This window comes from Kitasatospora sp. NPDC094028, from assembly GCF_049543595.1.
Taxonomy (GTDB): domain Bacteria; phylum Actinomycetota; class Actinomycetes; order Streptomycetales; family Streptomycetaceae; genus Kitasatospora.
On sequence record NZ_JBMVFA010000025.1, the window covers coordinates 26171 to 52444 of the forward strand.

Genomic DNA, 26274 nt, shown 5'->3' on the forward strand with positions numbered 1-26274 from the left:
CACCGCGCCCACTACACTTCGGCCATGCTCAAAGCTGACCGGACCGCCCGGATTCTGTCGCACATCGCCGAGGCCGGCAGTGCCGACGTACACGAGCTGGCCGCACTCCTCCAGGTGTCTCCGGCCACCGTCCGCCGCGACCTGCAGGAACTGCACGACCAGGGCCTGCTGCACCGCACCCGCGGCGGGGCCGTCACCGGCGCCGTCAACCTCGAACTGCCGCTGCGCCACAAGCACGGCACGCGCCAGGCCGAGAAGCGGCGGATCGCCCTGGCGGCCGACCGGCTGGTGCCGGACGGCGCGGTGGTCGGCCTGACCGGCGGCACCACCACCAGCGAGCTGGCCCGGGTGCTGGCCGAGCGCGGCGGGATCACCATCGTGACCAACGCCGTCAACATCGCGGCCGACCTGATCGTCCGTCCGGAGGTGCGCCTGATGGTGGTCGGCGGCATCGCCCGGACCACCAGCTACGAGCTGGTCGGGCCGGCCGCCGAGCGGATGCTCGCCGAGTACCACCTCGACCTCGCCTTCATCGGCGTGGACGGCCTGACCCAGGAGGGCTGCACCACGCACGACGAGATGGAGGCCCAGACCGACCGGGCCTTCCTGCGCAGCAGCGCGCGGTCGGTCGTCCTGGCGGACAGCACCAAGGTCGGCCGGATCACCTTCGCCAGGATCTGCCCGCTCAGCGACGTCCACGAGCTGGTCACGGACGACGAGTTGAGCGCCGCCCAGGAGGAGGCGATCTGCGCCAACGGCCTCCACGTCCGGCGCGCCTGACGTATCGTCAGCTCACCGAGCCCGGCCCGGAGCCGCCCTCCGGCCGGGCGTTCTTTTGCAGCCGCAATTGTCATGCAACGGTCCGATAACGGTCTCCGGAGACCACCTCGACCGGACGGCCCGCCTCGGGAATACTGCCCGACGCAGCCAGCACTTTCGATTCTGCTCAAAACCAGCGCTCTTCAAGCATCTCGGATCACACCAGATCACGATCGAAGCACACGGCGTACGAAGGCGGTAACTGCGGTGCACAAACGATTCCTCGCCCTCACCACGGCCTGCGCCCTGGGCGCGCTCGCCCTCACGGCCTGCGGGAGCGGCAGCGACGGCGGCGGCGCCGACGCGGACGGCAAGGTGACGCTCAAACTGGTGGCCGCCGACTACGGCGACAAGGAGTCCAACAGCTCCCGGACGTACTGGAACAACCTCGCCGCCGCCTTCACCGCCGCCAACCCGAAGATCCGGGTCGACGTCCAGGTGGTCAACTGGAACGACATCGACAAGCAGGTCCGCACGATGATCCAGAGCGGCAACGTGCCGGACGTCCTGCAGACCGGCGGCTACGCCGACAAGGTCGCCGACGACCTGCTCTACAAGGCCGAGGACGTGCTCTCCACCGGCACCCGGGCCGACTTCATCGACAGCTTCGCCGAGGCCGGCCGGGTCAAGGGCGTGCAGTACGGCATCCCGTTCGTCTCCTCCGCCCGCGCGCTCTTCTACAACAAGACCCTGTTCCAGCAGGCCGGCATCACCCAGCCGCCCGCCACCTGGGAGGACGTCCGCAAGGACGCCGAACTCCTCAAGGTCAAAGCCCCCGGCGCCACCCCGTACGCCCTGCCGCTCGGCCCCGAGGAGGCCCAGGGCGAGAGCATGATGTGGGAGCTCGGCAACGGCGGCGGCCCCACCGACAAGGACGGCGCGTACACCCTCGACAGCCCGGCCAACGTCGAGACCTTCAGCTGGCTCAAGGCCAACCTCGTCGGCCCCGGCCTCACCTACGCCAACCCGGCCACCACCGACCGCAAGACCGCGTTCGCCGACTTCGCCGCCGGCAAGGCCGGCATGCTCAACGGCCACCCCTCGCTGATCCAGATGGCCCGCGACGGCAAGGTCGACTACGGCGTCGCGCCCATCCCCGGCAAGGCCGGCCCGCTCAAGTCCACGCTCGGCGTGGCCGACTGGATGATGGCCTTCAAGAAGAACGGCCACCGCGACCAGATCCGCACCTTCCTCGACTTCGTCTACGCCAAGGACAACACGCTCCGGTTCGACGAGACCTACAACCTGATGCCCGTCACCCAGGACACCCTGCGCGAGATGACCGGCAGCGGCAAGCACAAGGACCTCGAACCCTTCTTCGCGCTGCTCCCGCACGCCGCCTTCTACCCGCTCGGCGACACCAGCTGGGACACCGTCTCGGCCGAGCTGAAGAAGACCGTCGGCACCGCCCTCACCGACGACCCGGCCAAGGTGCTCGGCGCCCTGCAGAAGAAGGCCAAGGACACCGCCGCCGACAACAAGTAGCCGGCCGGCCCCTTCGCACCACCCACCCGGTGGCCGCCGCCGAGCCGAACCCCCGTGAGAGGCAAGCCCGTTGTCCCAGCACTCCCCCGCCCCCGCCCGGGGCGCACCGCCCGCGCGGACGCCGCGCCGCCGGGGCCGGCTCGGCCCGCTGCCCTGGATCGCGCCCGCCGTCCTGCTGATCCTGTTCGTCGTCCTGTGGCCCGTCTACGAGATGGTGCGCACCTCGTTCCTGCGCATCAGCACCAGCGGCTTCGTCCGCGGCTCCGCCGGGCTGGACAAGTACCGCAAACTGTTCGGCGAGACCGACCTCGGCCACGTCCTGCTGGCCACCGTCCTGTGGACCGTCGCCGTCGTCGGCCTGACCATGATCGTCTCGCTCGGCCTGGCCCAGCTGTTCGACCAGCGCTTCCCCGGCCGCCGGTTCGCCCGCTGGGCGCTGATCGCGCCCTGGGCGGCGTCCGTCCTGATGACCGCCATCGGCTTCCGCTGGATGCTCGACCGGACGGCGGGCGTGCTCAACACCGCGATGACCGACCTCGGCCTGATCGACGGGCCGCGCGACTGGCTCGGCGACCCGTCCACCGCCTGGCCGTGGATGATCGGCGTCGCCGTCTTCGTCTCGCTGCCGTTCACCACCTACACCCTGCTGGCCGGCCTGCAGACCGTCCCCGCCGAGGTGTCCGAGGCGGCCAGGGTGGACGGCGCGAGCGCCTGGCAGGCGTACCGGCGGATCACCCTGCCGCTGCTGCGCCCGGCGTTCCTGGTCGGGCTGGTGATCAACCTGATCAACGTCTTCAACTCCTTCCCCGTCATCTGGGGCATGACCCAGGGCGGCCCGAGCAGCGACACCGCCACCAGCACGGTGTTCATGTACCAGCTGAAGGCCACCGACATCGGCGAGTCCGCGGCCATGTCGGTGGTCAACTTCGCCCTCGTGGTGCTGCTGGTGCTGCTCTTCCTCAAGGTCAGCCGCTGGAACCGGGAGGAGAGTTGACCGGCCGCCGCCTCAGGCCCCGCACCCTGCTGCTCGCCGCCACCGCCTGGCTGCTGGCCGCCGTCTTCCTGCTCCCCTACCTGGAGATGGCCGTCACCGCGCTGCGCCCGGCCGACGAGCTGCGCGACCCGGGCTACCTGCCGCACCACTTCGCCTGGTCCAACTTCGTGAACGTCTGGCGGGACTCCACCCTCGGCGCCAACCTGCGCGTCACCCTGCTGGTCGCCGGCGGCTCCACCCTGCTGGCGCTGCTGGTCGCGCTGCCCGCCGCCTACCACACCGCCCGGGTCCGCTACCGGGGCCGCCGGCTGTTCCTGCTGCTGGTGCTGGTCACCCAGATGTTCCAGCCGACCTCGCTGCTGGTCGGCCTGTACCGCGAGTTCTACCAGCTCGACATGCTCAACTCGGTCTGGACGCTGATCCTCTGCAACGCCGCCTTCAACCTGGCCTTCGCCGTCTGGATCCTCACCGCCTACATCGGCTCCATCCCGGTCGAGCTGGAGGAGGCCGCGATGATCGACGGCCTCGGCCGGTTCGGGGCGCTGCGCCGGGTGGTGCTGCCGCTGGCGATGCCCGGCGTGGTCACCGCCCTGATCTTCACCTTCATCGCGGCCTGGAACGAGTTCGTGATGGGCCTGACCCTCTCGACGGCGATCCGCAGCCAGCCGCTCACCGCCGGGATCAACAGCTTCATCGGCGACTACACCGTGCAGTGGAACTACCTGTTCGCCGGCTCGGTCGTCGCCATCGTGCCGGTGATCGTGCTGTTCGCCCTGATCGAGGGCAAGGTCGTCTCCGGCCTGACCGCCGGCTCGGTCAAGTAGCTCCGAAGCACCGATCGCGCATACCCCGCCCCCGTACCGCCGACCGGAGGAACCACCGTGCGCCTGCACCGACCCCGGCTGCGCCGGGCCGCCCTCGCCGCGGCCCTGACCAGCCTCGCCGCCCTCGCCGGGCCCGCCCTCCCGGCCCACGCCGCCGGCACCCCGTCCGCCGTCCTCGACCAGGGCCACCAGAGCGTCACCTGGCAGAGCCCGCAGTACGCCAAGGGCACCCTCGGCGGCGCCGACTCCTGCCCGAGCGCCGCCCAGGACCCGGACGGCGCCGTCTGCGCCCGCTTCGACGTCACCGTGAACGTGCCGGCCGGCTACTGGGACGACAACCCGGAGGGCGGCGTCCCGATCTCCGTGCAGTGGCAGAACCCCACCGACGACTTCGACCTCTACATCTTCGACGCCGCCGGGAAGCAGGTCGCCTCCAGCGCGGGCACCGCCGATCCGGAGGCCACCGTCATCCCCAAGGCCTCCGGCACCTACCACGTCCTGGTCGTCCCCTACGACGTGCACGGCGGCTCCTTCACCGGCCGTGCCTACCTCCCGCAGACCAGCGACGCCGGGGACCTCACCTCCTTCACCGGCGGCCAGGGCAGCTACGACATCGCCGCCGGTACCCTCAAGGCCAAGGTCGACTTCCTCGCCGACGACCAACTGCGTCTGCGCGCCGCCCCGGACGGCGTGCTCACCGACCCGGCGGGCAGCACCATCATCCGCACCCAGCCCCAGCCCCGGCGCGACACCAGCTCCTTCGACGCCGGCGACTACTACGGCATCCGCGCCGGCGACACCGTCCTGCGGGTCTACAAGCACCCGCTGCGCTTCGGCCTCTACCACGCCGACGGCACCGCCATCTGGCAGGAGGACGTCCCGCTGCGCTGGAGCACCAGCGGCCTGCGCCAGAGCCTGCGGCGCGGCGCCGACGAGCAGTTCTTCGGCGGCGGCGAGCAGAACGGCAGCTTCTCGCACCGCGACCACACCGTGCACGTCGCCAACAGCTTCGACTGGAACGAGGGCGGCTACAACAACTCGCAGCCGTTCTACGTCTCCACCGCCGGCTACGGCGTCTTCCGCAACACCTTCGCCCCCGGCATCTACGACTTCGGCTCGCCCGTACGCACCGGCCAGCAGGAACGCCGCCTGGACGCCTACTACTTCACCGGCGACGTCAAGTCCGTGATCGGCCGCTACACCGCCCTGGTCGGCAAGCCGTTCATGCCGCCGGTCTACGGCCTCGAACCCGGCGACTCCGACTGCTACCTGCACAACGCCAACCGCGGCGAACGCCACACCCTCGACGCGCTGAAGACCGCCGACGGCTACGTGCGCAACCAGATGCCGCTCGGCTGGATGCTCGTCAACGACGGCTACGGCTGCGGCTACGAGAACCTGCCGCAGACCGGCGAGGGCCTGCGCAAGGACCACGCCCAGCTCGGCCTGTGGACCCAGAACGGCCTGCCCAACCAGGCCGCCGAGGTCAAGGCCGGCGTGCGGGTGCGCAAGCTCGACGTCGCCTGGGTCGGCAACGGCTACGACTTCGCGCTAAACGCCTGCGACCAGGCCAAGGCGGGCATCGAGGACAACAGCGACGCCCGCGGCTTCGTCTGGCTGCCCGTCTCCTGGGCCGGCGCGCAGCGCTGCGGCGTGCTGTGGAGCGGCGACCAGAGCCTGTCCTGGGACTACATCCGCTGGCAGATCCCCACCTACGCGGGCGCCACCATGTCCGGCATCGCCTACGACACCGGCGACGTCGGCTCGATCTTCCGCCGCGACCCGATGATGTACACCCGCGACCTGCAGTGGAAGACCTTCATCCCGACCATCATGACGATGGACGGCTGGGCCCGGGACATGACCGGCAAGCAGCAGCGCGACCAGCAGCCCTGGCTGGACGGCGAGCCGTACACCTCGATCAACCGCAAGTACCTGCAGCTCAAGGAGCGGCTGCTGCCGTACATGTACACCCTCTCGGCGGAGGCCACCCGCACCGGCATCGGCGCGGTGCGCCCGCTCGCCCTGGAGTACCCGGACGACCCGGACGCGCTCGGCCCGGACTCCAGGTACGAGTTCCTGGCCGGCCCGGACTTCCTGGTCGCCCCGGTCTACTCCGACACCTCGGTGCGGGGCGGCATCCACCTGCCCGAGGGCACCTGGACGGACTACTGGACCGGGCGCACCTACCAGGGCCCGACCACCGTCGACGACTACGCGGCGCCGCTCGACACCCTGCCTCTGTTCGTCCGCGGCGGCGCGATCGTCCCGATGTGGCCCAAGGGCACGCTCTCCTGGGAGACCAGGGACCGCGGCGAGCTCGACTACGACCTCTACCCGCAGGAGCAGGCCGACTCCAGCTACACCCTGTACGAGGACGACGGCGTCACGCGGCAGTTCAGCGGCGGCGCCTCGGCCACCCAGCAGGTCGACGTGCACGCCAACGGCGCCGTCACCACCGTCAAGGTCGGTGCCAGCGAGGGCAGTTACAGCGGCAAGCCGGACGCCCGCAGCTACCGCTTCACCGTCCACGGCCAGGACGCGCCGCGCCGGGTCGTCACCCAGGGCGGCCCGCTGCCGGAGCTCGACTCCGCGGCCGCCCTCGACGCGGCCGGCTCCGGGTGGTTCCACGACGACGCCACCGGCGTCACCGAGGTCAAGACCCCGCGGATGTCCACCGACCGCGGCTTCTCCCTGCACCTGATCCACGGCGGCCGCTGACACCCCGCCGGGTGGGGCCCCGCGCTGGGGCCCCACCCGGTCGGGGCCTGTCTCCTGGACTTTGTCGGCACGCCCGGCGAGGGTCCACGAGACAGGCCCCAAAATCGCTGGTCAGGCGGATCGGCGTGCTCCTACAGTGTCGGCGGACCACGACCGACCGACCCGGGAGCAGGACATGCGACGCGTGCAGTACCCCAGGACGCCGCACCTGCCCTGGTCGCCGGGCGCCGCGGCCGACGACGTACGGACCGGCGACCTCTCCGGCCTCGCCGGAGCCGAGGTCGTCGTCACCGAGAAGCTCGACGGCGAGAACACCACCCTCTACGGGGACGGCCTGCACGCCCGCTCGCTGGACTCCGCCCACCACCCCTCGCGGGCCTGGGTGAAGGAACTGCACGGCCGGATCCGCCGGATGGTCCCGCAGGGCTGGCGGATCTGCGGCGAGAACCTGTACGCCCAGCACTCGATCCCGTACACCGACCTGGAGAGCTGGTTCTACGGCTTCTCGGTGTGGCGGGCCGACGACACCTGCCTGGACTGGGACGCCACCGTCCGCTTCCTGCGCCGCGCGGGCGTCCCGACGCCGCGGGTGCTGTGGCGCGGCCGCTTCGACGAGCGGGCGCTGCGGGCCCTGGCGGCGGGCCTGGACCTGGACCGGCAGGAGGGGTACGTCGTACGGACCGTCCAGGGCTTCCCCCTGGGCGAGTTCGGCGAGCGGGTCGCCAAGTGGGTGCGCCCCCGGCACGTCCGCACCGACACCCACTGGATGCACGCCGCCGTGCAGCCCAACGGCCTCGGCCCGTCCGCCGCCCTGTGGGCGGTGCGCAACGGCGCCCGGCCCGCCCCCGGCGCCCTCGCCGCGGCCCTCGGCCTCGACGAACTCCCCGGCCCCGAGCACGAGTTGGCCGAGATGTCGGACCGGCTCGACGCCCTCGGCCGGACCGGCGACCGCCGGCTCGTCGGCGTGCTCGCCACCGTGCTGCGCGCCGAGCGCCGGGCGGAGCTGGCGCCCCGGCTGGCCGGGACGCTCGGCCTGCCGCTGGCCCGCCGGGTCGCCGACCTGGTCGGCCTGCACCCGCGGCTGCACCGGCCGTACCCCGACGAGGACCGGCCCGCCGGACTGGTCCGGATGTCCGTCGCCGCCGACCTGGAGGTGCTGCACGCCCTCGCCGCCGTGGCCGCCCCCGGCCCGGAGGAGCGGGAGCAGGTCGGCTGGTCCGCCCTGCACGCCGACGCCGAGGCCCTGCTCGACGAGGACCCGCTCGACTTCCTGCGCAACGGCCTGCGCAAGCGGTTCGCCGACCTCGGGCGCGAGGCCGCCGACCGCTGCTTCGCCCAGGCCCGCGAGGCGTTCGCGCTCGGCCGGATCCACACGGTCGACGAGGCGGTGGCCGCCACCTGGCGCTGGCGCGACGGCGCCTTCCCCCGGCTGATCCAGCTCACCGGCCCGTCCGGCAGTGGCAAGAGCACCTTCACCGGCACGCTCGACGGCGTCGACACCGTGGTCTCGCTGGACGGGCTGCGCGCCGCCCGGGGATCCCGCGCCGACCAGCGCGACAACCCCGACGTGCTGCGCGAGGGCCTGGACCGGCTGTCCGCCGCGCTCACCCCCGGCGCCACCGTGGTCTGGGACGCCACCTCGCTCAACCGCCACCAACGCGCCCTGGTGGCGGGCGTCACCGAGCGCCGGGACGCCCTGGTCACCCACGTCGTCATGACCGTCGACGAGGCCGAACTGCGCCGCCGCAACGCCACCCGCCCGCACCCGGTGCCGCCGGACGTGCTCACCGCGCAACTGCACCGCTACCGCCCGCCGTACCCCGGCGAGGCCCACCGCACCTGGTACGTCGGCGCGCGTGGCACCGTGGAGGACACGGCGGGCTCGCTCGACTCCCTGGAGGACTGATGCGCCCGATCGAGCAGATCTGCCAGCGAATCCGCTGGGACGCCCGGTTCGACCCGGCCCGGTTCACCCTGGGCGTGCGCCAGCGCGACGACCGCGTCAAGCGCGTCCCGCTGGAGGCCTTCACCGCCTCCGGCGACGTCCCCTGGCACCGGGTGCGGTTCGTCGAGGCGGACGGCGTGCCGGTCTGGGACCGCGACACCGGCCTGGACGAACTGGACCGCACCGAGGCCGGGCGGCGCACCGACCCGCACCGGCTGCCCACGCCGTTCTTCACCGCCGCCGTGCCGCACGCCTGGCGGGCCGGGGACGGCTGGCGGCCCACCTCCGGGGCTGCTTCGACGGTCGGCGCCGAGCGGCTGCGCGTGGTCACCTGGAACACGCTCTGGGACCGCTACGACGCGCCGCTCATCGCCAGCGACCGCCGCCGCCCGCTGCTGCTCGCGGCCCTGGCGGCGGCGGACGCCGACGTCATCGCCCTCCAGGAGGTCGAGCCCGCGCTGGTCGACATGCTGCTCGCCGCGCCCTGGGCCCGGGAGGGCTACACCCTCCACCTCGATCCGCGCGGAACCGACATCGCCGAGTACGGCCTGCTGCTGCTCAGCCGCCTGCCCGTCCTGGCCGCCGGCCGGCACGTGCTCGGCCCGCACAAGGCGGTGGCCGCCGTCACCGTCCGGACCGCCGGAGCGCCGCTGACCGTCGCCGCCGTCCACCTGAGCAGCGACCACTCGCCGGACGGGCCGGACCGCCGGCAGGCCGAACTCGCCCGGCTCGCCGAGGGGTTCGCCAACGTCGAGGGCGAGCTGCTGGTCCTCGGCGACTTCAACGACGCCCGCTCGGGCCCGGCCGGCCCGGCCGCCGCGCTCGGCCTGCGGGACGCCTGGACGCAAGCCCGCGGCCCCGCCGACGACACCCCCACCTTCGACCCGGTCGGCAACCCACTGGCCGCCGTCTCCTCGCTCACCGGCCGGGCCGGGCGGCTCGACCGCGTCCTGCTGCGCGCCGAGCGCGCCCGGGCCACCGGCGCCCGGCTGCTGGGCGACCGCCCGACCGAGGACGGGCTGCACCCCTCGGACCACTACGGCGTGGCCGTCGACCTCGACCTGTCCGCCGGGGAGCCGGCCGCGCCGGACTCCCTGGACGCGGCGCCCACCGCCCGCACCGCCGTCGCCTGGCTGCCGCCGCAGGAGCTGTGGCCGCCGATCCAGCGGCTGCGCGCCGCGCACGACCCGCAGCTGCGGCGCTGGCCGCCGCACGTCAACCTGCTGTTCGGCTTCGTCCCGGAGGCCGAGTTCGACCGCGCCCTGCCGCTGCTGGGCCGGGCCGCCGCCGAGGTCGCGCCGTTCACCGCCCGGCTCGCCGGGGTGCACACCTTCGGCCACCGCGAGGACGCCACGATCTGGCTCGACCCGGCGGCCGACTCCCCCGAGCCCTGGGCGCAGCTGCGGGCCGCGCTGGAGCGCCGCTTCCCCCGCTGCCGGGGCCGCGCGGAGGGCTACACCCCGCACCTGACCCTGGGCCGCGGCACCGACCCGCAGCGCACGGCCGCCGAGTGCGCGGCCGGGCTCGCCGAGGCAGCCGGGGCCGCCGGGGCCTCGGCCCGGGTCGGCGAGCTGGTGGTGCTCTCCCGCCGGGGCGACGAGCCGATGCGGGTGCGCGCGGTGGTCGCGCTGGGTACCGGCGCGGTCCGGGAGGTACCGGAGACGCCGACCGCCCCGCCGACACCTCCCCAACGCGCCGCCACCGCCCAGGCGTTGGTCGATCGGATCGCGGCGGCACTGCCGGACGGCGTCGTCCACGTGGTCGGCTCGCGCCGCCTGGGCTGCCAGCTGGACGGCGCCGACCTGGACCTGGTGGCCGCCCTGCCCGGCCCCGCCGATCTGGCCGCGGTCCGGGCCCGGGTGGCGGACGCCCTGCCGCACGCGCAGGGGCCGCACGAGGTGCGCGGGGCGCGGGTGCCGGGGCTGCGGCTGACGGCGGACGGCCTGGCGGTGGACCTCGTGGTGGTCTTCACCGGCGATGTCGACCCGGCCGAGGCCGTCGGGCACCGGGCGGAGCTGGGCGAGGCGGCGGCCGTCGCGCTGAGCGCCGTCACGGACGCCGAGGCGCTGCTGGCGGCGGTCGGCGACCGGCACCCGGCCTTCGTCCGGCTGGCCCGGCAGGTGAAGGCCTGGGCCCGGGCACGCGGCCTGGACTCCGCGCCGTTCGGCCAACTGCCGTCGCTGGCCTGGTCGGTGCTGGCCGCTCGAACAGTCCTGGACGCGGGCGCGGACTCGGACTCGGAGGACCTGTTCCCGCGCTTCGCCGAGACCTGGGCGGGCTGGGACTGGCGCCGCCCGGTCGCCCTGCTCGGCGAGCCGGCCGCCCTTCCGGCCGAGGGGCTGGCCGTCCTCACCCCCTCCGCGCCGGTCCGCAGCTGCACCACCCAGGTCGGCCCGGCCGGGCGCGAGCTGCTCGCCGAGGAGCTCTACCGGGCCTGGGAGCTCGCCACCGAACACCCGGACCCGTGGCCGGAGTTGCTCGCCCCACCACCGCTGCACCGGCGCCACGCCGCCTGGGCCGTGGTCACCGCCGAGCCGGACGAGCTCGGCGCCGTCCGGGGCCGGATCCGCGCCCTGCTCGGCGCCCTGGAGGAAGCGGGCGCCACCCGGCTGCACGCCTGGCCGCGCCCCTTCCACACCGCAGGCCGACCGCACCTCGCGATCGGCCTCGGACCCGACCCCCTCCCCGCCGCGCGGCTGGCCCCGATCGCCACCGCCTGGTCCCGCGGCCTTTCCGGCGTCCACGTCGACCACGTCCCCGGAGGATCGGTGCCCACGCTGATCTGACGCCCCCTCCGGACAGCCGCCGGAGCCTGTCCGACAATTGATCATTGCCCCGCACAAGTGCCGGCACGGCCGTCGACCTCACCCCGGCCGACGCCGAGGGGCGCGAGCTGGATCTGGGCACCACGGCCCGCGCCCGCCGCGCGACGCGGACGCCGCCGGGACGTGAAGCCGCAGGCACCGTCGTGGGGGAGGCGGTCCCGGATGCTGTGCTCCGTACTACCGGGCCCCGCGGGCGAGGGCCGGGGTGCGCGGTCGTAGGCGCTCTCCCTGCGGCCCGAACATGATCAGGTATTCGACCGGTCCGCCTGGTCCGGCGTTCGCGACTCCGTGGGCGGTGCGGGTGTCGAACTCGGCCACGTCCCCGGCGCTCAGGACGAGGTCCTGCTCGCCGAGCGCCAACCACAGCCGCCCGTACAGGACGCACAGCCATTCGTATCCGTCGTGGGAGACCTGCCGCGGCCGCGCCGGCGGCGCGTCGACGGCGGGCAGGACGTGTTTGTGGGCGTGCAGGCCCCCCACGTAGCGGGTCAACGGCAGCACCACCTTGTCGTTGCCGGGGCGCTGCGGCATCGGGATCCGCGGTCCGGCCGCGGCGACGGATGCGGTGCCGGCCAGCTCGTCCAGGGAGATGTCGTACGCCTTCGCGAGTTGCAGCAACACCTCCAGGGTCGGCTTGCGCCGCCCTGTCTCGATCCGCGACAGCGTGCTCGGCGAGATGCCGGTCGCGCGGCTGACGCCGGTGAGCGTGGCGCCACGCTGCTCGCGCGCGGTCCGCAGCCGAGGGCCCACGGCCGCCAGCGTGTCGGCCATGCCGTCGTCCGTCACCGTCACCGTCGCCCCGCTCCCGTCGGCCGTGCCGCCTCCACCGCTGTGTCCTGTCAGTTTGCCAGGATGGCAACGGTGCTCGCATCGGGCGGCCGCCGCGCCGCAAGATCGGTGGGCAACCGAGGCCGCCCGTGAACCGAGGAGAAACCATGCACCAGCCCGCGCCGTCCGCCGACCTGCGCCACCGCACCATCGAGGCACCCGCCGGGCGCCTGCACCTGGTCGAGCAGGGCACCGGGCCGCTGGTCCTGCTCGTCCACGGCTTCCCCGAGTCCTGGTACTCCTGGCGCCGCCAGCTCCCGGCCCTCGCGGCGGCGGGGTACCGGGCCGTGGCGCTCGACGTGCGCGGCTACGGCCGCTCCTCCAAGCCGGCCGCGACGGACGCCTACCGGATGCTCGACCTGGTGGCGGACAACGTCGCCCTGGTGCGCGCCCTGGGCGAGGAGAGGGCGGTGGTCGTCGGGCACGACTGGGGCTCCGGCATCGCGGCGACCTCCGCCCTGCTCCACCCCGAGGTCTTCCGCGCAGTCGCACTGCTGAGCGTCCCCTACACGCCGCCCGGCGGCCCCCGCCCCACCGACGTCTTCGCGCGGATGGGCGGCGACCAGGAGTTCTACGTCTCGTACTTCCAGGAGCCCGGCCGGGCCGAAGCGGAGATGGAGCCAGACCTCCGGGGCTGGCTCGCGGGCTTCTACGCAGCCATGTCCGCCGACACCATGCCCGCCCAGGGCGAGCCCGACCCCCACTTCGTGGCCCGCGCCGGCGGCCGGCTGCGCGACCGCTTCCCCGGCGGCAAGCTGCCCGCCTGGCTGACCGAGGACGACCTCGACGTGTACGCCGGGGAGTTCGAGCGCACCGGCACGACCGGGGCCCTCAACCGCTACCGCGCCATGGACCGCGACTGGGAGGACCTCGCCCCGTACGGCGGCGCCCCGATCAAGCAGCCGTCCCTGTTCATCGGCGGCGCCCTGGACGCCTCCACGACCTGGATGGCCGACGCGATCGACGCCTACCCGGCCACCCTCCCCGGCCTGGTCTCCACCCACATCCTGGACGGCTGCGGGCACTGGATCCAGCAGGAGCGTCCCGAGGAGGTGAACCGCCTGCTGACCTCCTGGCTCGCCTCCCTCCCGGGCTGAATCGCCGGGCCCGAGGGCGTGATCGCCCACCGGCGGAACCGGGTGCGGCCCCCGAAGCGGGCAGGGACCGGGCCAGGACAGCCCACTCGGCATCCGAGAGCTCATGACGGCGCACCATGGCCGACATGACCCCGCATCACTCGATCGACTGTGAGGACGAACCCTACGGTGCGGTGCTATTCGATGCGGTCGAGGAAGTCGAGCACCCGCCGGGTGACCTGCCGTGCGGCGGGTTCGTCGTACGACGGGAGGCTGCTGTCGGTGAACAGGTGCCGCTCGCCCGGGTAGCGGAACAGCTCGGCGTCCGCCGCCGTCCCGACCAGCGCGCGGGCCGCGTCCACGTCGCCCTCCCCCGCGAAGTACGGATCCGCGTCCATGCCGTGGACCTGGACCGGGACGCCCTGCGGCCAGGCGGCACCGAACTCCGCGACCGGCACGCAGGCCTCCAGCAACAGCGCGCCCTTCGCTCCGGGGCGGGTCTGGGCCAGCTTCTGCGCCGGCAGGACGCCCAGCGAGAACCCGAGGTAGACGAGCTCCGCGGGCAGCGCCTCGGCGGCGGCGGTACCGCGCTCGATGATCGTGCCGAACCCGGTGCGCTCGGCGTAGCCGATGCCCTCCCGCAGGCTGTCGAACACCGTCCCCTCGAACAGGTCCGGGACGTGGACGACGTGCCCGGTCTGTCGCAGCCGCTCGGCGAACGCGCGGACGCCTTCGGTCAGTCCGTACCCGTGATGGAACACCAGCACCTCAGCCATGCTTCTCCCCTCGTGCCGTGGCGCCCGGACGGCGCCGCGGCACGAGTATCACCGGCGGTACTGACACACCGTGACCGGGCTCAGGTGCCCGCGCCGCCGAACGCGACGAGGTGGCCGTCCTTCGTACCGACGAAGATCCGTCCGTTGTCCGTCGCGGGCACCGAGAACCTGCTCACGGTGCCGAGGGGGAAGCTGCGGCGCAGCGTGAGTGCTCCGTCGACCGGTACCGGGTCGTAGACCCGCAGTTCGCCGTTCTGGCCGTTCGGCCCGGTGCCGGAGTAGACGGTCCAGACGAGCGCCGAGCCGGAGGCGGTGCCGTCCGAGGTGACCACGGGGGAGCCGGAGGCGTACCCGAAGCCCTCGGGGCTGGTGCCGGCGCTGGTCAGCTGCGGAGTGCCGGTGCCGTCGACCGAGTACGCGAGGGCGCGCAGTGCGCCGTTGTTCTCGACCAGGTAGACGTATCCGCCGTCGCCGCCCCAGACGCCCGGGTGTCCCCACACGCCCTTGTAGGGGCCGGTCGTGCCGACCACGTCGTCGGTCCCGCCCTGGCCCTGGCCCGTGCCGCCGAGGTTGTCACGGTCCAGCAGGAAGACGCGGCCGTCCTTGCCGACCTGGACCAGCAGGTGCGGGTGGGCGGACGTGCCGAAGGCGTCCGGCAGCGCCGCGGGGCCGCCGGAGCCGAGGTCCAGGTCGGAGCGGTCCATGTCGCCGTTGTTGGTGGGGCTGAAGAAGTCCTGCGCGGCGAGGCTGCCGTCGGCGTCGACGCCGAGGCGGACGACCGATTCGGCGAGGTGGGCCGGCGGCGTGCCGCCCGGTCCCGGGGGCGGCGAGCCCCCGTCCGCGCCGTTGCCGGTGGCGAGGAAGATCCGGCCGTCGCCGTCCGACATCAGCCCGCCGCCGCTCATCCAGACGCCGCCCTCCTGCGAGCCGGAGCCGGCCTCGGTGGACCAGAGGGTCACCTTCCGCGTGGTGGTGTCGACGCCGCCGACGTGGCCGACGTACGGCGTCCTGCCGCAGTCCGAGGCGAAGCCGAAGTACACCGCACCGCCGAGGAGCAGCAGCCCGGCGCGCTGCGCGGACATGGCGGGGTTGAGCGGGACGCCCGGGCTGTTCACCGGTTCGCCCTGGACCGGCACCGGCCAGCCGCTGCGCTCTGCGCCCGTGGCGAGGTCCAGGGCGTGCGCCGAGAAGTGGGCGCCCCCGTCGTTGGACTTCGCGACCAGGTAGACGGTGCCGCTCGTGGTGTCGAGCACCGGCGTCGAGGTGATGCCGGTGCCGGGTGAGAGGCAGTCGGTCGACGAGGGCACGGGGGTCCCGAGGGCGCGCTGCCAGATGATGCGGCCGTCCGCCGCGTTGACGCCGTACACGTGGTTGGTCTCGGTGGCGACGACCACGGTCGATCCGGCGGTCAGGGGCTGGGCGTGCACCGCACCGTCGATGGCGGTGGACCAGCGCCGGCCGAAGTCCGCGGCCGAGACCTGGGCGGGGCCGAGATTCGGTTCGGCCGCGTCCCAGCCGGTCCGCAGGCTGTTCACCGAGACGGTCGGGTTGTCGGCCCGGGCCGACGACGGGGCGAGCAGGGAGGTGGCGAGGGTCGGGGCCAACAGGGCCAGGCCGGCCAGCAGGGCTGCCGGGCGGCGGCCGCCACCGGGCGCACGCGAGGAGCGCGGTTCACGGCACCGGAGTGCACGAGGAGGTCGGTTCATGCGACCAACCTTGGCCGGGCGCTTGGGCGGTGGCGATGCGACGAGGGCCGGATGGCCGAGGACGGAAACCCGGTCGGCGCCGACGCCGGTCAGATCCGAAAACTTTGTTGCGCAACTTCTCTTTCGGATTTACGGTGGCGTCATGCCCTCAGAACCCCGGCCCGCGCCCCAGCCCCGGAACCAGCCCAAGCCCGACCAGATCACCGACCTGACCCGGCTGAAGGCGTTCACCAACCCGCTGCGGATGCAGCTGTACCGGCTGCTCTACGCCGCCGGCTCCGCCACCGCCTCGCAGCTCGGTGAACAGGTCGGCCAGGCGCCCTCGCTGGTCAGCTACCACCTGCGCAAGCTCGCCGAGCTCGGCTTCGTCGCCGAGGCGACCGGCCGCAGCGGCGATGCGCGGGAGCGCTGGTGGCAGGTGGCCTCCGAGGGGGGCTGGGGCTTCCGCGACTCGGACTTCACCCAGACCCCCGAGGGCGCGGCCGTCGTCGAGGCGGTCGGCCGGAGCGTCTTCGACACCCGGGTCGCCCAGTACCGCAGCTACCTCTCCCAGACCCACACCTGGGGCCCGGAGTGGACCGACGCGGCCGTCGCCTCGGAATGGATGCTCGACCTCACCCCGGCCGAACTCACCGAGTTCGGCCAGGAGTTGAACGCGATCACCCGGCGCTGGCGGGAGCGCGGCCAGGCCGCCAAGGCCGCCGGCGAAACCGAGGGCCGCGAGCACGTGTCCGTCTACCTGTACGGCTTCCCGTTCCGCCCCTGACCGGCCGCGCCGCGCTCTCCTGACGCCCCGCCTTCCCGACGCCCGCGTGCGGACCTCGCGCGCCGGGTGACGCTTCCGCACGCCCGCACGGCCCTTCCTCGACTCCTCGACGATCCGGAGCCCCGCCATGACGACCCTGGAGACCGCGCCACCCCTCAGCCCCGCCCCCGCGCCCGTACTCGCACCCGCACCCGCACCCGCACCCGCCCACCGCGACGGCAACGTGCTGCGCTGGCTCACCGCCTACACCGCCTCGCTGGTCGGCGACAGCGTGTACTTCCTCACCCTCGGCTGGTCCGCCCAGCGCGCCGCCTCCCCGGCCCAGGTCGGCCTGGTGATGGCCGCCGGCGGGGTCCCCCGGGCGCTGCTGATGCTCGGCGGCGGCGTGCTCGCCGACCGCCTCGACCCGCGCCGGGTGATCCTCGGCAGCGACGCACTGCGCTGCCTGCTGATCCTCGCGGTGGCCGCCGCCGTCGCCCTGACCACGCCCGCGCTCTGGCTGCTGGTCGCGGTGGCGCTGGCCTTCGGCGCCGTCGACGCCCTGTTCGTCCCCGCCGTCGGCGCCCTGCCGCCCCGGATCACCCGCCCCGACCAGCTCGCCCGGGTCGCCGGCCTGCGCTCGCTGGCCACGCGCGTCGGCCAGATCGCCGGCCCACCGCTCGGCGGCCTGGCCATGGGCCTCGGCGGCCCGGCCACCGCCTTCGCCGTCTCCGGCGCGCTGTTCGCGCTCTCCCTGCCGCTGCTGCTGTCCCTGCGCATCCGGCCGCTGGACCCTCCGGCGGACGGGGCCGCACGCCCGGCCGGCCCGGCCCGCGCCGACCTCCTCGACGGCCTGCGCTACCTGCGCCGCCACCCGCTGATCGGCCCGCTGGTCCTCGCCGGGGCGGTCACCGAACTCGGCCTCGGCGGCACGCTCAACGTCGGCATGGTCCTGCTCAACGCCGAACGCGGGTGGGGCGCGTCCGGCTACGGCTGGATCGTCGGCGGTTTCGGCGTCGGCGCGACGGCCGGCGCCGTCCTGCTCGCGGTCCTCGGCCGGCTGCCCCGGGCCGGCCTGGCCGTGTGCGGCGCCCTGCTGCTCGGCGGCGCGGGAGCCGCCGGGCTGGGCCTGGTGCCCAGCCTGTCGGCGGCCGTGGCACTGGCCGCCCTCACCGGGCTCGCGGCGGGCACGGCCGGCAGCCTCATCCACACCCTGGTCCAGACCGCGACCGACCCCGCCTACCTCGGCCGGGTCACCTCCGTCGTGATGCTGACCATGATCGGCCTGGCCCCGCTCGGCTACCCCCTGGTCGGCGCCGCCATCGGCAGCTGGGGCGCCGGCCCGGTCTTCGTCACCTGCGGCGCCTTCGGCTGCCTCGGCCTGGCCCTCGCCCTGTCCTCCCCCACCCTCCGCCGAGCCGAACTGCCCCGGGCCTGACTGCCCCGGGCCCCCTGACGCCACCTCCGGCGCATTCCACCGGGCCGAGAACCCCGACGTCCCGGAAGTACGGGGTCGAGCAGCGGTCGGACCTTCCAGAGGACGGTACGAACTCTGTCACCAGCCGCAAACGAAGCCCTCAGAGGGCGGCGGGGGACGGCCCTGGTCCTGTCGAGGTGCCCGTGGACCGTCGTTTGCCGACCCTTCCTGAGGCGGCATCAGTCCGCCGTGCCGTACCTGAGTCCGTCGAGGGTGAGGTCGAGGAGGCGTCCGGCCTGTTCGCGCTGTTCGGGCTTTCCCGAGCCGAGGGCGACGCCGCTGAGGGCGGCGAACATGTCCTCCGGGCCGATGTCCGATCGGATGCTTCCGGCAGCGGTCGCGGCGTCCAGGAGCGAGGTGAGGGCGGTCATCATCAACTCCCGACTGTGGGCGTAGGGGTTGACGCCGGAGTCGACGACGGCGCGGAGCGCCTCGGCCATCCCCAGTTTCGCGGTGGCGTAGTCGATGAAGCGCCCCATCCAGGCGCGGAGCGCCTCGCGTGGTGGCATGGCCGCCAGGAGTTCGGGAGCCGCGTCGCACAGGCGGCTCAGTTCGTTGCGGTAGGCGGCCTCGATCAGGAGTTCCCGGGTCGGGAAGTTGCGGTAGAGCGTGCCGGTCCCGACTCCCGCCTCCTTGGCGATGTACTCCAGGTGCGCGTCCAGTCCCCGCTCCGCGAAGACACGCACCGCGGTGGAGAGGATCTTCTCCCGGTTGCGTCGCGCATCGGCCCGCAGCGGCCGGCCGGTCTCTGTGGTCATCGGAGAGCTCTTTCCTCGAAGAGTTGCTAAGCGGAGGCACCTCCGATTAGCGTGCCGTAAGTGGCGGCGCCTCCACTTATAAGTGTAGGACGCACGCCGCCACCGTCCGTACGGTGCGGGCAAGCACAGCAGAGGAGACAACGATGAGCCTCCCGCTCGATGGAAAGGTCGCCGTGGTCACCGGCGGCGCGTCCGGCGTGGGCCTGGGGATCGCCCAGGAATTCGTGGACCAGGGCGCCCGCGTGGTCATCACCGACCTTCAGCAGCACCAGCTGGACGAGGCGGTTGCCAAGATCGGCCCGAACTCCTCGGGCATCGTGGCCGACGTCACCAAGCTCGCGGACATGGAGGCGGCGTACCGAGAAGTCGTCGCACGCCACGGACACCTCGACGCGGTCGTGGCCAACGCCGGCATCGGCGCGCACGCCCCGCTCGGCGCGATCAGCGAGGAGCAGTTCGACCGCACCTTCGACGTCAATGCCAAGGGCGTCCTGTTCACCGTTCAGCCGGCGATCGCGCTGCTGCCGCCCGGCGGCACCATCGTCATCATCGGGTCGACCGCGTCCGTCCAGCCCCCGGCCGGCATGGGCCTGTACGGCGGCTCCAAGGCTGCGGTGCGCGCCTTCATCCGGTCCTGGATCCAGGACGTCAAGGGCACCGGCATCCGCATGAACGTCCTCAGCCCCGGCGCCGTGGACACCGAGTCCCTGCGCAGCGCCCTGGGCATGGCACAGGGCACCGGCGCCGTTGCCGCCGCGGTCCGGAAGATGGGCGAGGGCAACCCCACCGGGCGGATCGCCGACCCGCGCGAGATCGGCAAGGCCGTGGCGTTCCTCTCCAGCGACGCCTCCAGTTTCATCACCGGCGTCGAACTCTTCACAGACGGCGGCATGGCGCAGGTCTGAGCAGCCAAGCCGAGTCAGCCCCCCCGGCGGCCAGGCCCGCTGGGCGCCCGGCCTCAACCGGGCCGTTCCCACCGGCACGCACCCGCCGCGCGATCGCCCCCGGCTCCTCGGGGCCGGGCCCGGCCGGCGCCGTGGGGGCGACGGCCGGGCCCCGGCGCTCAACCGGCTGTCGCCAGCCGCGCGGTGACCACCGTCGCGTCCAGGGCGTCGTCCTCGTGGGCGTCCGCCACCAGGCCGGCCGCGCGGACCACGGCCAGGGCCGCCGCCAGCTGCCGCTCGCTGGTCTCGAACAGCAGCGAGCCGCCCGGCGCGAGCCACCCGGGGGCCTCGGCGGCGACCCGACGCAGCACGTCGAGGCCGTCCGCGCCGCCGTCGAGCGCCGGCAGGGCCTCATGCAGCCGGGCCTCGGGCGGCAGCAGGGCGACGTCGCCGGTCGGGACGTACGGGACGTTGGCGATCAGGACGTCGACGCGCCCGCGCAGTTCGGCGGCGGGCAGGGGGGCGAACAGGTCGCCGGCGAAGACCCGGGCGCCGGCGGTCGCGAGGTTGCGCCGGGCGCAGTGGACGGCCGCCTCGTCCAGGTCGGCCGCGTACAGCTCGACCGGGTGTCCGGCGCCGGCCGCGACGGCGGCGCCGAGCGCGCCGCTGCCGCAGCACAGGTCCACGACCACCGCGCCGGGCGCGGTGAGCCCGGCCGCGGTGGCGGCCAGGAACTCGCTGCGGCGGCGCGGCACGAAGACACCCGGGTCGACGGCGATCCGCAGCCCGGCGAACTCGGCCCAGCCGACGACGTGTTCGATCGGCCGCCCCTCGGCGCGGGCGCGGACCATGGCGGCCAGTTCGGCCGGGGTGGCGGCGGAGGCGAGCAGGATGCGCGCCTCGTCCTCGGCGAACACGCAGCCCGCGGCGCGCAGGCGGGAGACCACGGAGGATCGGAGGGCGGAGGAGGAGAAGACCGGCACAGGGGACCCCTTGGGGAGAAATCGGGAGGAGGCGAGATGGACTCCGCCAGGGCTCCCGTCAGGGGGGTCGCGTGTCGACGCGTCCGCGCTATGCGCGAACGGCGCCCACGCGGCCGCGCTCCGGGAGCACCCGCTCGGACGTTCCGTTGATGGGGCTCACCTCCCTCGGTCGCGGTCGTACTCGGCGCCGCACACCCTACCGCATCCGCGGCGCCGATGATCACTGCCCTCCGCTCAGCCCAGGAAGCCGCCCACCAGCTCGGCGAACTCCTCCGGCGCCATGACCGGCACGCCGAGCTCCTCGGCCTTGGCCCGCTTGGAGCCGGCCTTCTCCCCGGCGACCAACAGGGTGGTCTTCTTCGACACCGAGGAGGAGGCCTTGCCGCCGGCCCGCTCGATCAGTTCGTTCACGGCGTTGCGGGAGAGGTCGGCGAGGGCGCCGGTCATGCTGCCGGTGACCACGACGCTCTGCCCGGCCAGCGGGCCGGCCGCACCGCCCGGAACACCGCCCGGAACACCGTCCGAAGCTCCTGCCGGAGCGCCCTCGGGGTTCGGCACGGCGGCGGCCGGCTCGGTCACCGCGGTGCCCACGCCCTGCGCGGCGAGCCGGTCCAACAGCGCGGCCACCTCGGCGAGTTCGGAGAGCACCAGGGCCGCCTTCTCGGTGCCGATGCCGTCCACGGCGGCCAGCGCCTCGGCGTCGGCGGCGCGGATCGCGGCCATGCTGCCGAAGTGGGCGGCGATCCGGCGGGACATGGTGCGGCCGGTGCCCCGGATGCCGAGCGCGCAGAACACCCGGCCCAACGGGCGGGTGCGGGCGGTCTCGATCGCGGCGAGCAGCTTGTCGGCGCTGGTCTCGCCCATCCGGTCCAGGGTGAGCAACTGCTCCCGGGTGAGGGTGAACAGGTCGGCGAGGTCGGCGACCAGCCCGGCCTCGACGAGTTGGACGGCCCGGGTGCCGCCCAGGCCCTCGATGTCGAGCTGGTCGCGCCCGGCGGCGTAGATCACCGACGCGACGGCCTGGCAGCCGCGGCCGCGCACGCAGCGCCAGCGCTGCTCGGAGCTGTCGACGGCGTCGCCGCAGCGCGGGCAGACCTCGGGGAAGGCGATCGGCCGCTCGGCCCCGGTGCGCTCCTCGACCAGCGGCGCCTCGACGCGCGGAATCACGTCGCCGGCCCGGTAGACGAACACCCGGTCGCCGATCATCAGGCCGCGCCGCTCGATGTCGGCGGGGTTGTGCAGGGTGGCGTAGGTGACGGTGACGCCGTCGATCACCACCGGGTCGAGCACCGCGCGGGGCGCGATGATCCCGGTGCGGCCGACGTTCCACTCGACCCCGAGCAGGGTGGTCACCTGGTGCTGCGCCTGCAGCTTGCGGGCCACCGCCCAGCGCGGCGCGCGGGAGCCGGAGCCGGCGGCCTCCTGGTCGGCGACCACGTCGGCCTTGACCACCACGCCGTCGATGCCGAAAGGCAGCTCGGCGCGCAGGGCGGAGATCTCGTCGATCCGCCGCTGCGCCTCGGCGAGGGTGGCGCAGCGCCGGGGCGCGGCCTGGGTGGCGGCGGCGGTGTTGGCGCCGAGTTCGGCGATCCGGGCCAGCAGCGCGGCGTGGTCGAGGCCGGGCAGGCCGTGGGCGTCGTAGCCGAAGAAGGTCAGCTCGACCCGGTAGGCACGGTCCTTGGCGCGCAGGGTGCCGGCGGCGCCGCTGCGTGGGTGGGCGAAGGGGGTGGCGCCGTGCGCGGTGCGGACGGCGTTGGCCTGCTCGAACTGCTCGTGGGTGAGCAGCACCTCGCCGCGCAGTTCGACGTCGACGGGCTCGGCGAGCCGCTCGGGCAGGCCGAGCACGGCGTCGGCGGCGGCGGTGATGTCCTCGCCCGCCAGGCCGTCGCCCCGGGTGAGCACCTGGGTGAGCCGGCCGGCCCGGTAGCGGGCGGCGACGGCCAGGCCGTCGAGCTTCGGCTCGACGCACCAGGCGGCGACGGGCCGGCCGAGGCGGCGCTCCAGGCCGGCGGCCCAGGTCTCCAGTTCCTCGGCCGAGAAGACGTTGTCGAGGGAGAGCATCGGCACGCTGTGCGGGACGTCGCCGACCGCCGCGCCGCCGGCCACCTTGCCGGTCGGCGACTCGGGCAGCACCTCGTCGGGGTGCTCGCGCTCGTACGCCTCGACGGCGCGCACCAGGGCGTCGTACTCGTCGTCGCCGAGCGGCGTGGAGCCGTCGCCGTAGTAGGCCGCGGCCGCCCGTACGGCGGTGGCGACGGCGTCGGCGTAGGCCTCCGGGGAGGCCAGGGCTGCGGAAATGGCCGGGTTGGCTGCGTCCTTCATACCGCCATCATGGCGAGGGGGACTGACATTCGACCGCTCCGACGGTCGGGGCGGTACCGCACCGCGGGGCTTCAGGCCCGCCCGAGGGTCGGCGGGCCGGTCCGGTAGCCGCCGGCGGCACCCGGGGGGACGAGGCAGGGCAGGAGCCAGTCCCAGAGGGCGCCGACCCGGCGCGCCCGTTCCTCGGGCGGGCAGCCGTCGGCGAGCACCACCTCCAGCCCGCAGGCGACGGTCACCACCAGGGCGTCCGGGGCGGGGGTGCCCGGGCGGCCGCGCAGTTCGCCCGCGCGGCGGGCGGCGGCCAGCAGGTCGCCGGCGACGCCCGCCCAGACGCCCTGGAAACCGTGCGGACCGGCGGGCCCGGCAGCGCGGCCGCCGGTCCGCTGCCAGTCGCCCTCCCGGCCGAGTCGGAACGCGGCCCGGATCAGCGGGTCCGAGCCGAGGGCGTCGGCGAGCCAGTGGCCGACGTCGATCAGGGCCTGGAGCGGCGAGGCGGTGGTGCGCCGGGAGCCGCAGGCGGCGCGCAGGGAGTGCTCGGCCTGGGCGAGGACGGCGCCGGCCAGGTCCTCCTTGGAGGCGAAGTGGAAGTAGAGCGCCCCCTTCGTCACGCCGGCGGCCGCGGCGATCTCCCCGAGGGTGGCGCCCGCGTAGCCGGAGCGGTCGAACAGTTCCGCTCCCGCTTCCAGCAGCCGCCCTCGGGTCCGCTGCGCCCTCTCCTGCCGCATCTGGTCCATCGATCCCTCCCGATGACGCGCACGTCCTGGACCTGACCGGGGCGAGTCTCGGCGGCCGCCTCAGCCGGTCGTGGCCAGGGAGTCGGCTCGGGCCGCCAGCGCGTCCGGCCGCGACTCCGGTCGCGGCTCCGGTCGCGGCTCCGGCTGCGGCTCCCCCGCCCGCTCCGGCCCGGCGAGCAGGACGGCGCCCTGCAGGCGGCGCAGTCCGGCCGCCGGTTCGACGCCCAACTCCCGTACCAGGGTGGCACGGAGGCGCCGCTACGCCGCCAGGGCCTCGCTTCGCCGGCCGGAGCGGTGCAGGGCGAGCAGGTACTGCCCGTGCAGACTCCCATGACAGGGATAACGGTCGACGAGCACGGTGAGTTCAGACAGCAGCGCCGGGGGCGACCTCCAGTCGACAACGGGACGCGCGGCCCGTCCAGGAAAACCGAACGACTTGCATGTTTTTGTCACGCCGCGGGCGGACCGGCCGCTCCGGGTACGGATGCGGCGGCACCGGGCCCCACCGACCCTGCACCGCCGCCGAGTTGACGACCCGACCGGGGCCCTGCTCAGTGCGCGCCGACCCCGCCCGCCACCACCGCGGGCTCCGCCCCGGACTCCCCCGCAGCCGCCCGGGCCGCCGCCACCTCGGCCACCACCTCGGCCCCGCGGTCCGGCCCCGTCCGCAGCGAGGCCAGCACGCCGGGCACCGCGATGCTGGGCAGCAGGTGCCGGTAGAGCGCGGCCACCCGCTGCTCCAAGTCGGCCCGCCCGGACAGCTTCTGGGACTGGATCTGCACGCCCGTCCACGCCGCGATCATCAGCCACGCGGTGTCCGCCGGGACGACGTGCGGCAGCAGTTCGCCGCGCTCGCCGGCCGCGACCAGCAGCGCCTCCATCCGGCGGATCCAGCCGGGAATGGCGCCGCTGCCGAGATCGTCGAAGGCGTCCTGGCCGAGCGAGAGCCGGGCACCCGCACTCAGCAGCGGATCACGCGGCATCAGATGCGCGACCACCATTCCGGTGTCCACGAACTCCTGGAGCTTGCAGCAGCGCTCGGGTACGCCGTCCTGGGAGAACTGCTCGTCGACCACGCCGCGCGCGAGGTCCCGCTTGGAGGCGAAATGGAAATACACCGCGCCGCGCGTGACCCCGGCCCGGGCGACCACCTCGCCGATGGTGGCGCTCTCGTACCCGAACTCGTCGAAGACCGACGCCGCCGCCTCCAGGATCAGCCTTCGCGTCCGAAGGGCCCGTTCCTGCCGCACCACCGCAACCACCCCGCCCTGCGCCCGTCCCCGAACCGAACCGAACACCCCGCATCCTAGCGACGGGCCTCCTCGGGGCGGCAAGAAGTCAGGATGAGAAGATGCCGGGAATTCGCCCCCGCGCGCTTCTCGTCCCCCACCCACGCGTTCGATATTCGATCGCCCGGAATTTGTGTCCGGGTGGAATTAATCCATCCGGTGAACGACCCGACCCGCCCGGGACGTTCACCGCTCACCAAAACCGGTCGATCGGTTTTCTTCGTCCCCGAGGGCCGCCGCGACGCCTCTGCCCGCGAATCACCGGTGCGGGTGATGGCGAGGGCCCCGCCGGACCGGGATCCTGGTGGCCGTCCGAGCCGCGACCGCACCCGTCGCACCGACCGAGCCGGGGAGTCACCCGATGGAGTCCCAACCGCCCCACTCCGACCGCTCCCTCAAGGTCGGCCGCCGCCGCCTCTTCGGCCTGGCCCTCGGCGCCGGGCTCGCACCGGCCCTCGCCGCACCCGCTGTTGCCGCACCCGCCGTTGCCGCACCCGCCCGCGCCGAGTCGTCCGGCACCGGCCCCGGGCCCGCGATCCCCCCGACCACCGACGCCGCCGCCCTGGGCCACCGGGTGGCCGCCGTGGCCGCCGCCCAGCTCGGCGTCCCGTACGCGTGGGGCGGCGGCGACCGCCTGGGCGCGAGCCTCGGCTTCTGCGACGACGAGAACGGCTACCTGGACGGGAAGTGCCTGGGCGAGACCACGGTCGGCTTCGACTGCAGCGGCCTCGCCCTCCACTGCTGGTACCGGGCCAGCCACGGCACCGTCGAACTCGGCCACTACACCGTCGCCCAGTACCACCTCAGCGCCCCGGTCGAGCGCGCCGCCCTCGCCCCGGGCGACCTGCTGTTCTTCTCCCGCCCGGACGCCCCGCTGCACCATGTCGGGATCTTCGTCGGCGACGGCGCGATGATCCACGCCGAACGCACCGGCACGCTCGTCGCCCGGGTCGACCGGGTGCTGGAAGTGCCGCGCTGGGCCGGGGAGTTCGCGGGCGCCCGCCGCCCGGGCGTCGGCGCGCCCTGACACCCCCGGCCGCCGCGCGCGCCACCCGGGGCGCCGACCCCACGCCCCGCTCACCG

General features: G+C 74.2%; 22 protein-coding genes. 12 read left to right on the plus strand and 10 right to left on the minus strand.

All coding sequences use genetic code 11. The annotated features are described in order from the left end of the window. Positions 1–24 precede the first annotated feature (24 nt). The 7 genes from ACPC54_RS29340 to ACPC54_RS29370 all read left to right on the plus strand — a co-directional run bounded on the left by ACPC54_RS29340 (position 25) and on the right by ACPC54_RS29370 (position 11574). Positions 25–780: a DeoR/GlpR family DNA-binding transcription regulator gene (locus ACPC54_RS29340; protein ID WP_498969072.1), complete on the plus strand. Its 756-nt coding sequence runs from the start codon at positions 25–27 to the stop codon at positions 778–780. Positions 781–1026: 246 nt separating this feature from the next. Beyond that, positions 1027–2304 carry an extracellular solute-binding protein gene (locus ACPC54_RS29345; protein ID WP_498969073.1) on the plus strand — a complete coding sequence of 426 codons (1278 nt, stop codon included), beginning with the start codon at positions 1027–1029 and terminating at the stop codon, positions 2302–2304. A gap of 70 nt (positions 2305–2374) precedes the next feature. Next, positions 2375–3298, plus strand: a complete 924-nt coding sequence (locus ACPC54_RS29350) for a carbohydrate ABC transporter permease (RefSeq protein ID WP_498969074.1) — start codon at positions 2375–2377, stop codon at positions 3296–3298. Then, a complete protein-coding gene (locus tag ACPC54_RS29355) occupies positions 3295–4122 on the plus strand; it encodes a carbohydrate ABC transporter permease (RefSeq protein ID WP_498969076.1) in 828 nt (275 codons plus the stop codon). The genes ACPC54_RS29350 and ACPC54_RS29355 overlap by 4 nt, the downstream gene beginning before the upstream one ends. A 57-nt stretch (positions 4123–4179) precedes the next feature. Next, on the plus strand, positions 4180–6843 hold the full coding sequence (locus ACPC54_RS29360; RefSeq protein WP_498969078.1) for a glycoside hydrolase family 31 protein: 2664 nt from the start codon (positions 4180–4182) through the stop codon (positions 6841–6843). 175 nt (positions 6844–7018) lie between these two features. Beyond that, complete coding sequence (locus ACPC54_RS29365) at positions 7019–8749, plus strand: RNA ligase family protein (RefSeq protein WP_498969080.1); 1731 nt, start codon at positions 7019–7021, stop codon at positions 8747–8749. After that, positions 8749–11574: an RNA repair domain-containing protein gene (locus ACPC54_RS29370; protein ID WP_498969081.1), complete on the plus strand. Its 2826-nt coding sequence runs from the start codon at positions 8749–8751 to the stop codon at positions 11572–11574. Before ACPC54_RS29365 ends, ACPC54_RS29370 begins: the two co-directional genes overlap by 1 nt. A 216-nt stretch (positions 11575–11790) precedes the next feature. Here ACPC54_RS29370 and ACPC54_RS29375 read toward each other — a convergent pair whose 3' ends face one another. Then, positions 11791–12384: a helix-turn-helix domain-containing protein gene (locus ACPC54_RS29375; RefSeq protein ID WP_498969196.1), complete on the minus strand. Its 594-nt coding sequence runs from the start codon at positions 12382–12384 to the stop codon at positions 11791–11793. A gap of 164 nt (positions 12385–12548) precedes the next feature. Here ACPC54_RS29375 and ACPC54_RS29380 point away from each other — a divergent pair, with 164 nt between their 5' ends. Next, positions 12549–13538: an alpha/beta fold hydrolase gene (locus ACPC54_RS29380; RefSeq protein ID WP_498969083.1), complete on the plus strand. Its 990-nt coding sequence runs from the start codon at positions 12549–12551 to the stop codon at positions 13536–13538. Between the two features lie 176 nt (positions 13539–13714). On the opposite strand, the gene ACPC54_RS29385 is transcribed toward ACPC54_RS29380, so the two are convergent. Both ACPC54_RS29385 and ACPC54_RS29390 read right to left on the minus strand, forming a co-directional pair. Then, positions 13715–14293, minus strand: coding sequence for a dienelactone hydrolase family protein (locus ACPC54_RS29385; protein ID WP_498969085.1), 579 nt, complete (start codon positions 14291–14293; stop codon positions 13715–13717). A gap of 80 nt (positions 14294–14373) precedes the next feature. Further along, positions 14374–15999 carry an outer membrane protein assembly factor BamB family protein gene (locus ACPC54_RS29390; RefSeq protein WP_498969086.1) on the minus strand — a complete coding sequence of 542 codons (1626 nt, stop codon included), beginning with the start codon at positions 15997–15999 and terminating at the stop codon, positions 14374–14376. 142 nt (positions 16000–16141) lie between these two features. On the opposite strand from ACPC54_RS29390, the gene ACPC54_RS29395 reads away from it, so the two are divergent. Continuing rightward, a complete protein-coding gene (locus ACPC54_RS29395; protein WP_498969087.1) occupies positions 16142–16765 on the plus strand; it encodes a helix-turn-helix domain-containing protein in 624 nt (207 codons plus the stop codon). 127 nt (positions 16766–16892) lie between these two features. Then, a complete protein-coding gene (locus tag ACPC54_RS29400) occupies positions 16893–18182 on the plus strand; it encodes an MFS transporter (protein WP_498969089.1) in 1290 nt (429 codons plus the stop codon). 218 nt (positions 18183–18400) lie between these two features. Here the strand turns inward: ACPC54_RS29400 and ACPC54_RS29405 are convergent, their stop codons facing one another. Next, positions 18401–18979: a TetR/AcrR family transcriptional regulator gene (locus ACPC54_RS29405; protein WP_498969091.1), complete on the minus strand. Its 579-nt coding sequence runs from the start codon at positions 18977–18979 to the stop codon at positions 18401–18403. Between the two features lie 143 nt (positions 18980–19122). Here ACPC54_RS29405 and ACPC54_RS29410 point away from each other — a divergent pair, with 143 nt between their 5' ends. Continuing rightward, positions 19123–19884, plus strand: coding sequence for an SDR family NAD(P)-dependent oxidoreductase (locus ACPC54_RS29410; RefSeq protein WP_498969093.1), 762 nt, complete (start codon positions 19123–19125; stop codon positions 19882–19884). Between the two features lie 158 nt (positions 19885–20042). On the opposite strand, the gene ACPC54_RS29415 is transcribed toward ACPC54_RS29410, so the two are convergent. From ACPC54_RS29415 to ACPC54_RS29440, 6 genes are all read right to left on the minus strand, one after another. Then, positions 20043–20846: a putative protein N(5)-glutamine methyltransferase gene (locus tag ACPC54_RS29415; RefSeq protein WP_498969094.1), complete on the minus strand. Its 804-nt coding sequence runs from the start codon at positions 20844–20846 to the stop codon at positions 20043–20045. Positions 20847–21080: 234 nt separating this feature from the next. Beyond that, positions 21081–23168 carry an NAD-dependent DNA ligase LigA gene (gene ligA / locus ACPC54_RS29420; RefSeq protein ID WP_498969095.1) on the minus strand — a complete coding sequence of 696 codons (2088 nt, stop codon included), beginning with the start codon at positions 23166–23168 and terminating at the stop codon, positions 21081–21083. Positions 23169–23239: 71 nt separating this feature from the next. Further along, entirely contained in the window at positions 23240–23902 is a 663-nt protein-coding gene (locus ACPC54_RS29425; RefSeq protein WP_498969097.1) for a ScbR family autoregulator-binding transcription factor, read from the minus strand. Positions 23903–23962: 60 nt separating this feature from the next. After that, positions 23963–24130 carry a hypothetical protein gene (locus ACPC54_RS29430; RefSeq protein ID WP_498969099.1) on the minus strand — a complete coding sequence of 56 codons (168 nt, stop codon included), beginning with the start codon at positions 24128–24130 and terminating at the stop codon, positions 23963–23965. Between the two features lie 30 nt (positions 24131–24160). After that, on the minus strand, positions 24161–24355 hold the full coding sequence (locus tag ACPC54_RS29435) for a BTAD domain-containing putative transcriptional regulator (RefSeq protein ID WP_498969101.1): 195 nt from the start codon (positions 24353–24355) through the stop codon (positions 24161–24163). A 98-nt stretch (positions 24356–24453) separates the two neighbouring features. Next, positions 24454–25155 carry a ScbR family autoregulator-binding transcription factor gene (locus ACPC54_RS29440; RefSeq protein WP_498969102.1) on the minus strand — a complete coding sequence of 234 codons (702 nt, stop codon included), beginning with the start codon at positions 25153–25155 and terminating at the stop codon, positions 24454–24456. A gap of 397 nt (positions 25156–25552) precedes the next feature. Here ACPC54_RS29440 and ACPC54_RS29445 point away from each other — a divergent pair, with 397 nt between their 5' ends. Next, complete coding sequence (locus ACPC54_RS29445; protein ID WP_498969104.1) at positions 25553–26218, plus strand: C40 family peptidase; 666 nt, start codon at positions 25553–25555, stop codon at positions 26216–26218. Positions 26219–26274: the final 56 nt, after the last annotated feature.

Coding starts and splice junctions, on each gene's coding strand:
- ACPC54_RS29340 (WP_498969072.1), top strand. CDS start 25: ATGCTCAAAGCTGACCGGACCGCCCGGATTCTGTCGCACATCGCCGAG.
- ACPC54_RS29365 (WP_498969080.1), top strand. CDS start 7,019: ATGCGACGCGTGCAGTACCCCAGGACGCCGCACCTGCCCTGGTCGCCG.
- ACPC54_RS29370 (WP_498969081.1), top strand. CDS start 8,749: ATGCGCCCGATCGAGCAGATCTGCCAGCGAATCCGCTGGGACGCCCGG.
- ACPC54_RS29375 (WP_498969196.1), bottom strand. CDS start 12,384: ATGGCCGACACGCTGGCGGCCGTGGGCCCTCGGCTGCGGACCGCGCGC.
- ACPC54_RS29380 (WP_498969083.1), top strand. CDS start 12,549: ATGCACCAGCCCGCGCCGTCCGCCGACCTGCGCCACCGCACCATCGAG.
- ACPC54_RS29385 (WP_498969085.1), bottom strand. CDS start 14,293: ATGGCTGAGGTGCTGGTGTTCCATCACGGGTACGGACTGACCGAAGGC.
- ACPC54_RS29390 (WP_498969086.1), bottom strand. CDS start 15,999: ATGAACCGACCTCCTCGTGCACTCCGGTGCCGTGAACCGCGCTCCTCG.
- ACPC54_RS29395 (WP_498969087.1), top strand. CDS start 16,142: ATGCCCTCAGAACCCCGGCCCGCGCCCCAGCCCCGGAACCAGCCCAAG.
- ACPC54_RS29400 (WP_498969089.1), top strand. CDS start 16,893: ATGACGACCCTGGAGACCGCGCCACCCCTCAGCCCCGCCCCCGCGCCC.
- ACPC54_RS29405 (WP_498969091.1), bottom strand. CDS start 18,979: ATGACCACAGAGACCGGCCGGCCGCTGCGGGCCGATGCGCGACGCAAC.
- ACPC54_RS29410 (WP_498969093.1), top strand. CDS start 19,123: ATGAGCCTCCCGCTCGATGGAAAGGTCGCCGTGGTCACCGGCGGCGCG.
- ligA (WP_498969095.1), bottom strand. CDS start 23,168: ATGAAGGACGCAGCCAACCCGGCCATTTCCGCAGCCCTGGCCTCCCCG.
- ACPC54_RS29425 (WP_498969097.1), bottom strand. CDS start 23,902: ATGGACCAGATGCGGCAGGAGAGGGCGCAGCGGACCCGAGGGCGGCTG.
- ACPC54_RS29445 (WP_498969104.1), top strand. CDS start 25,553: ATGGAGTCCCAACCGCCCCACTCCGACCGCTCCCTCAAGGTCGGCCGC.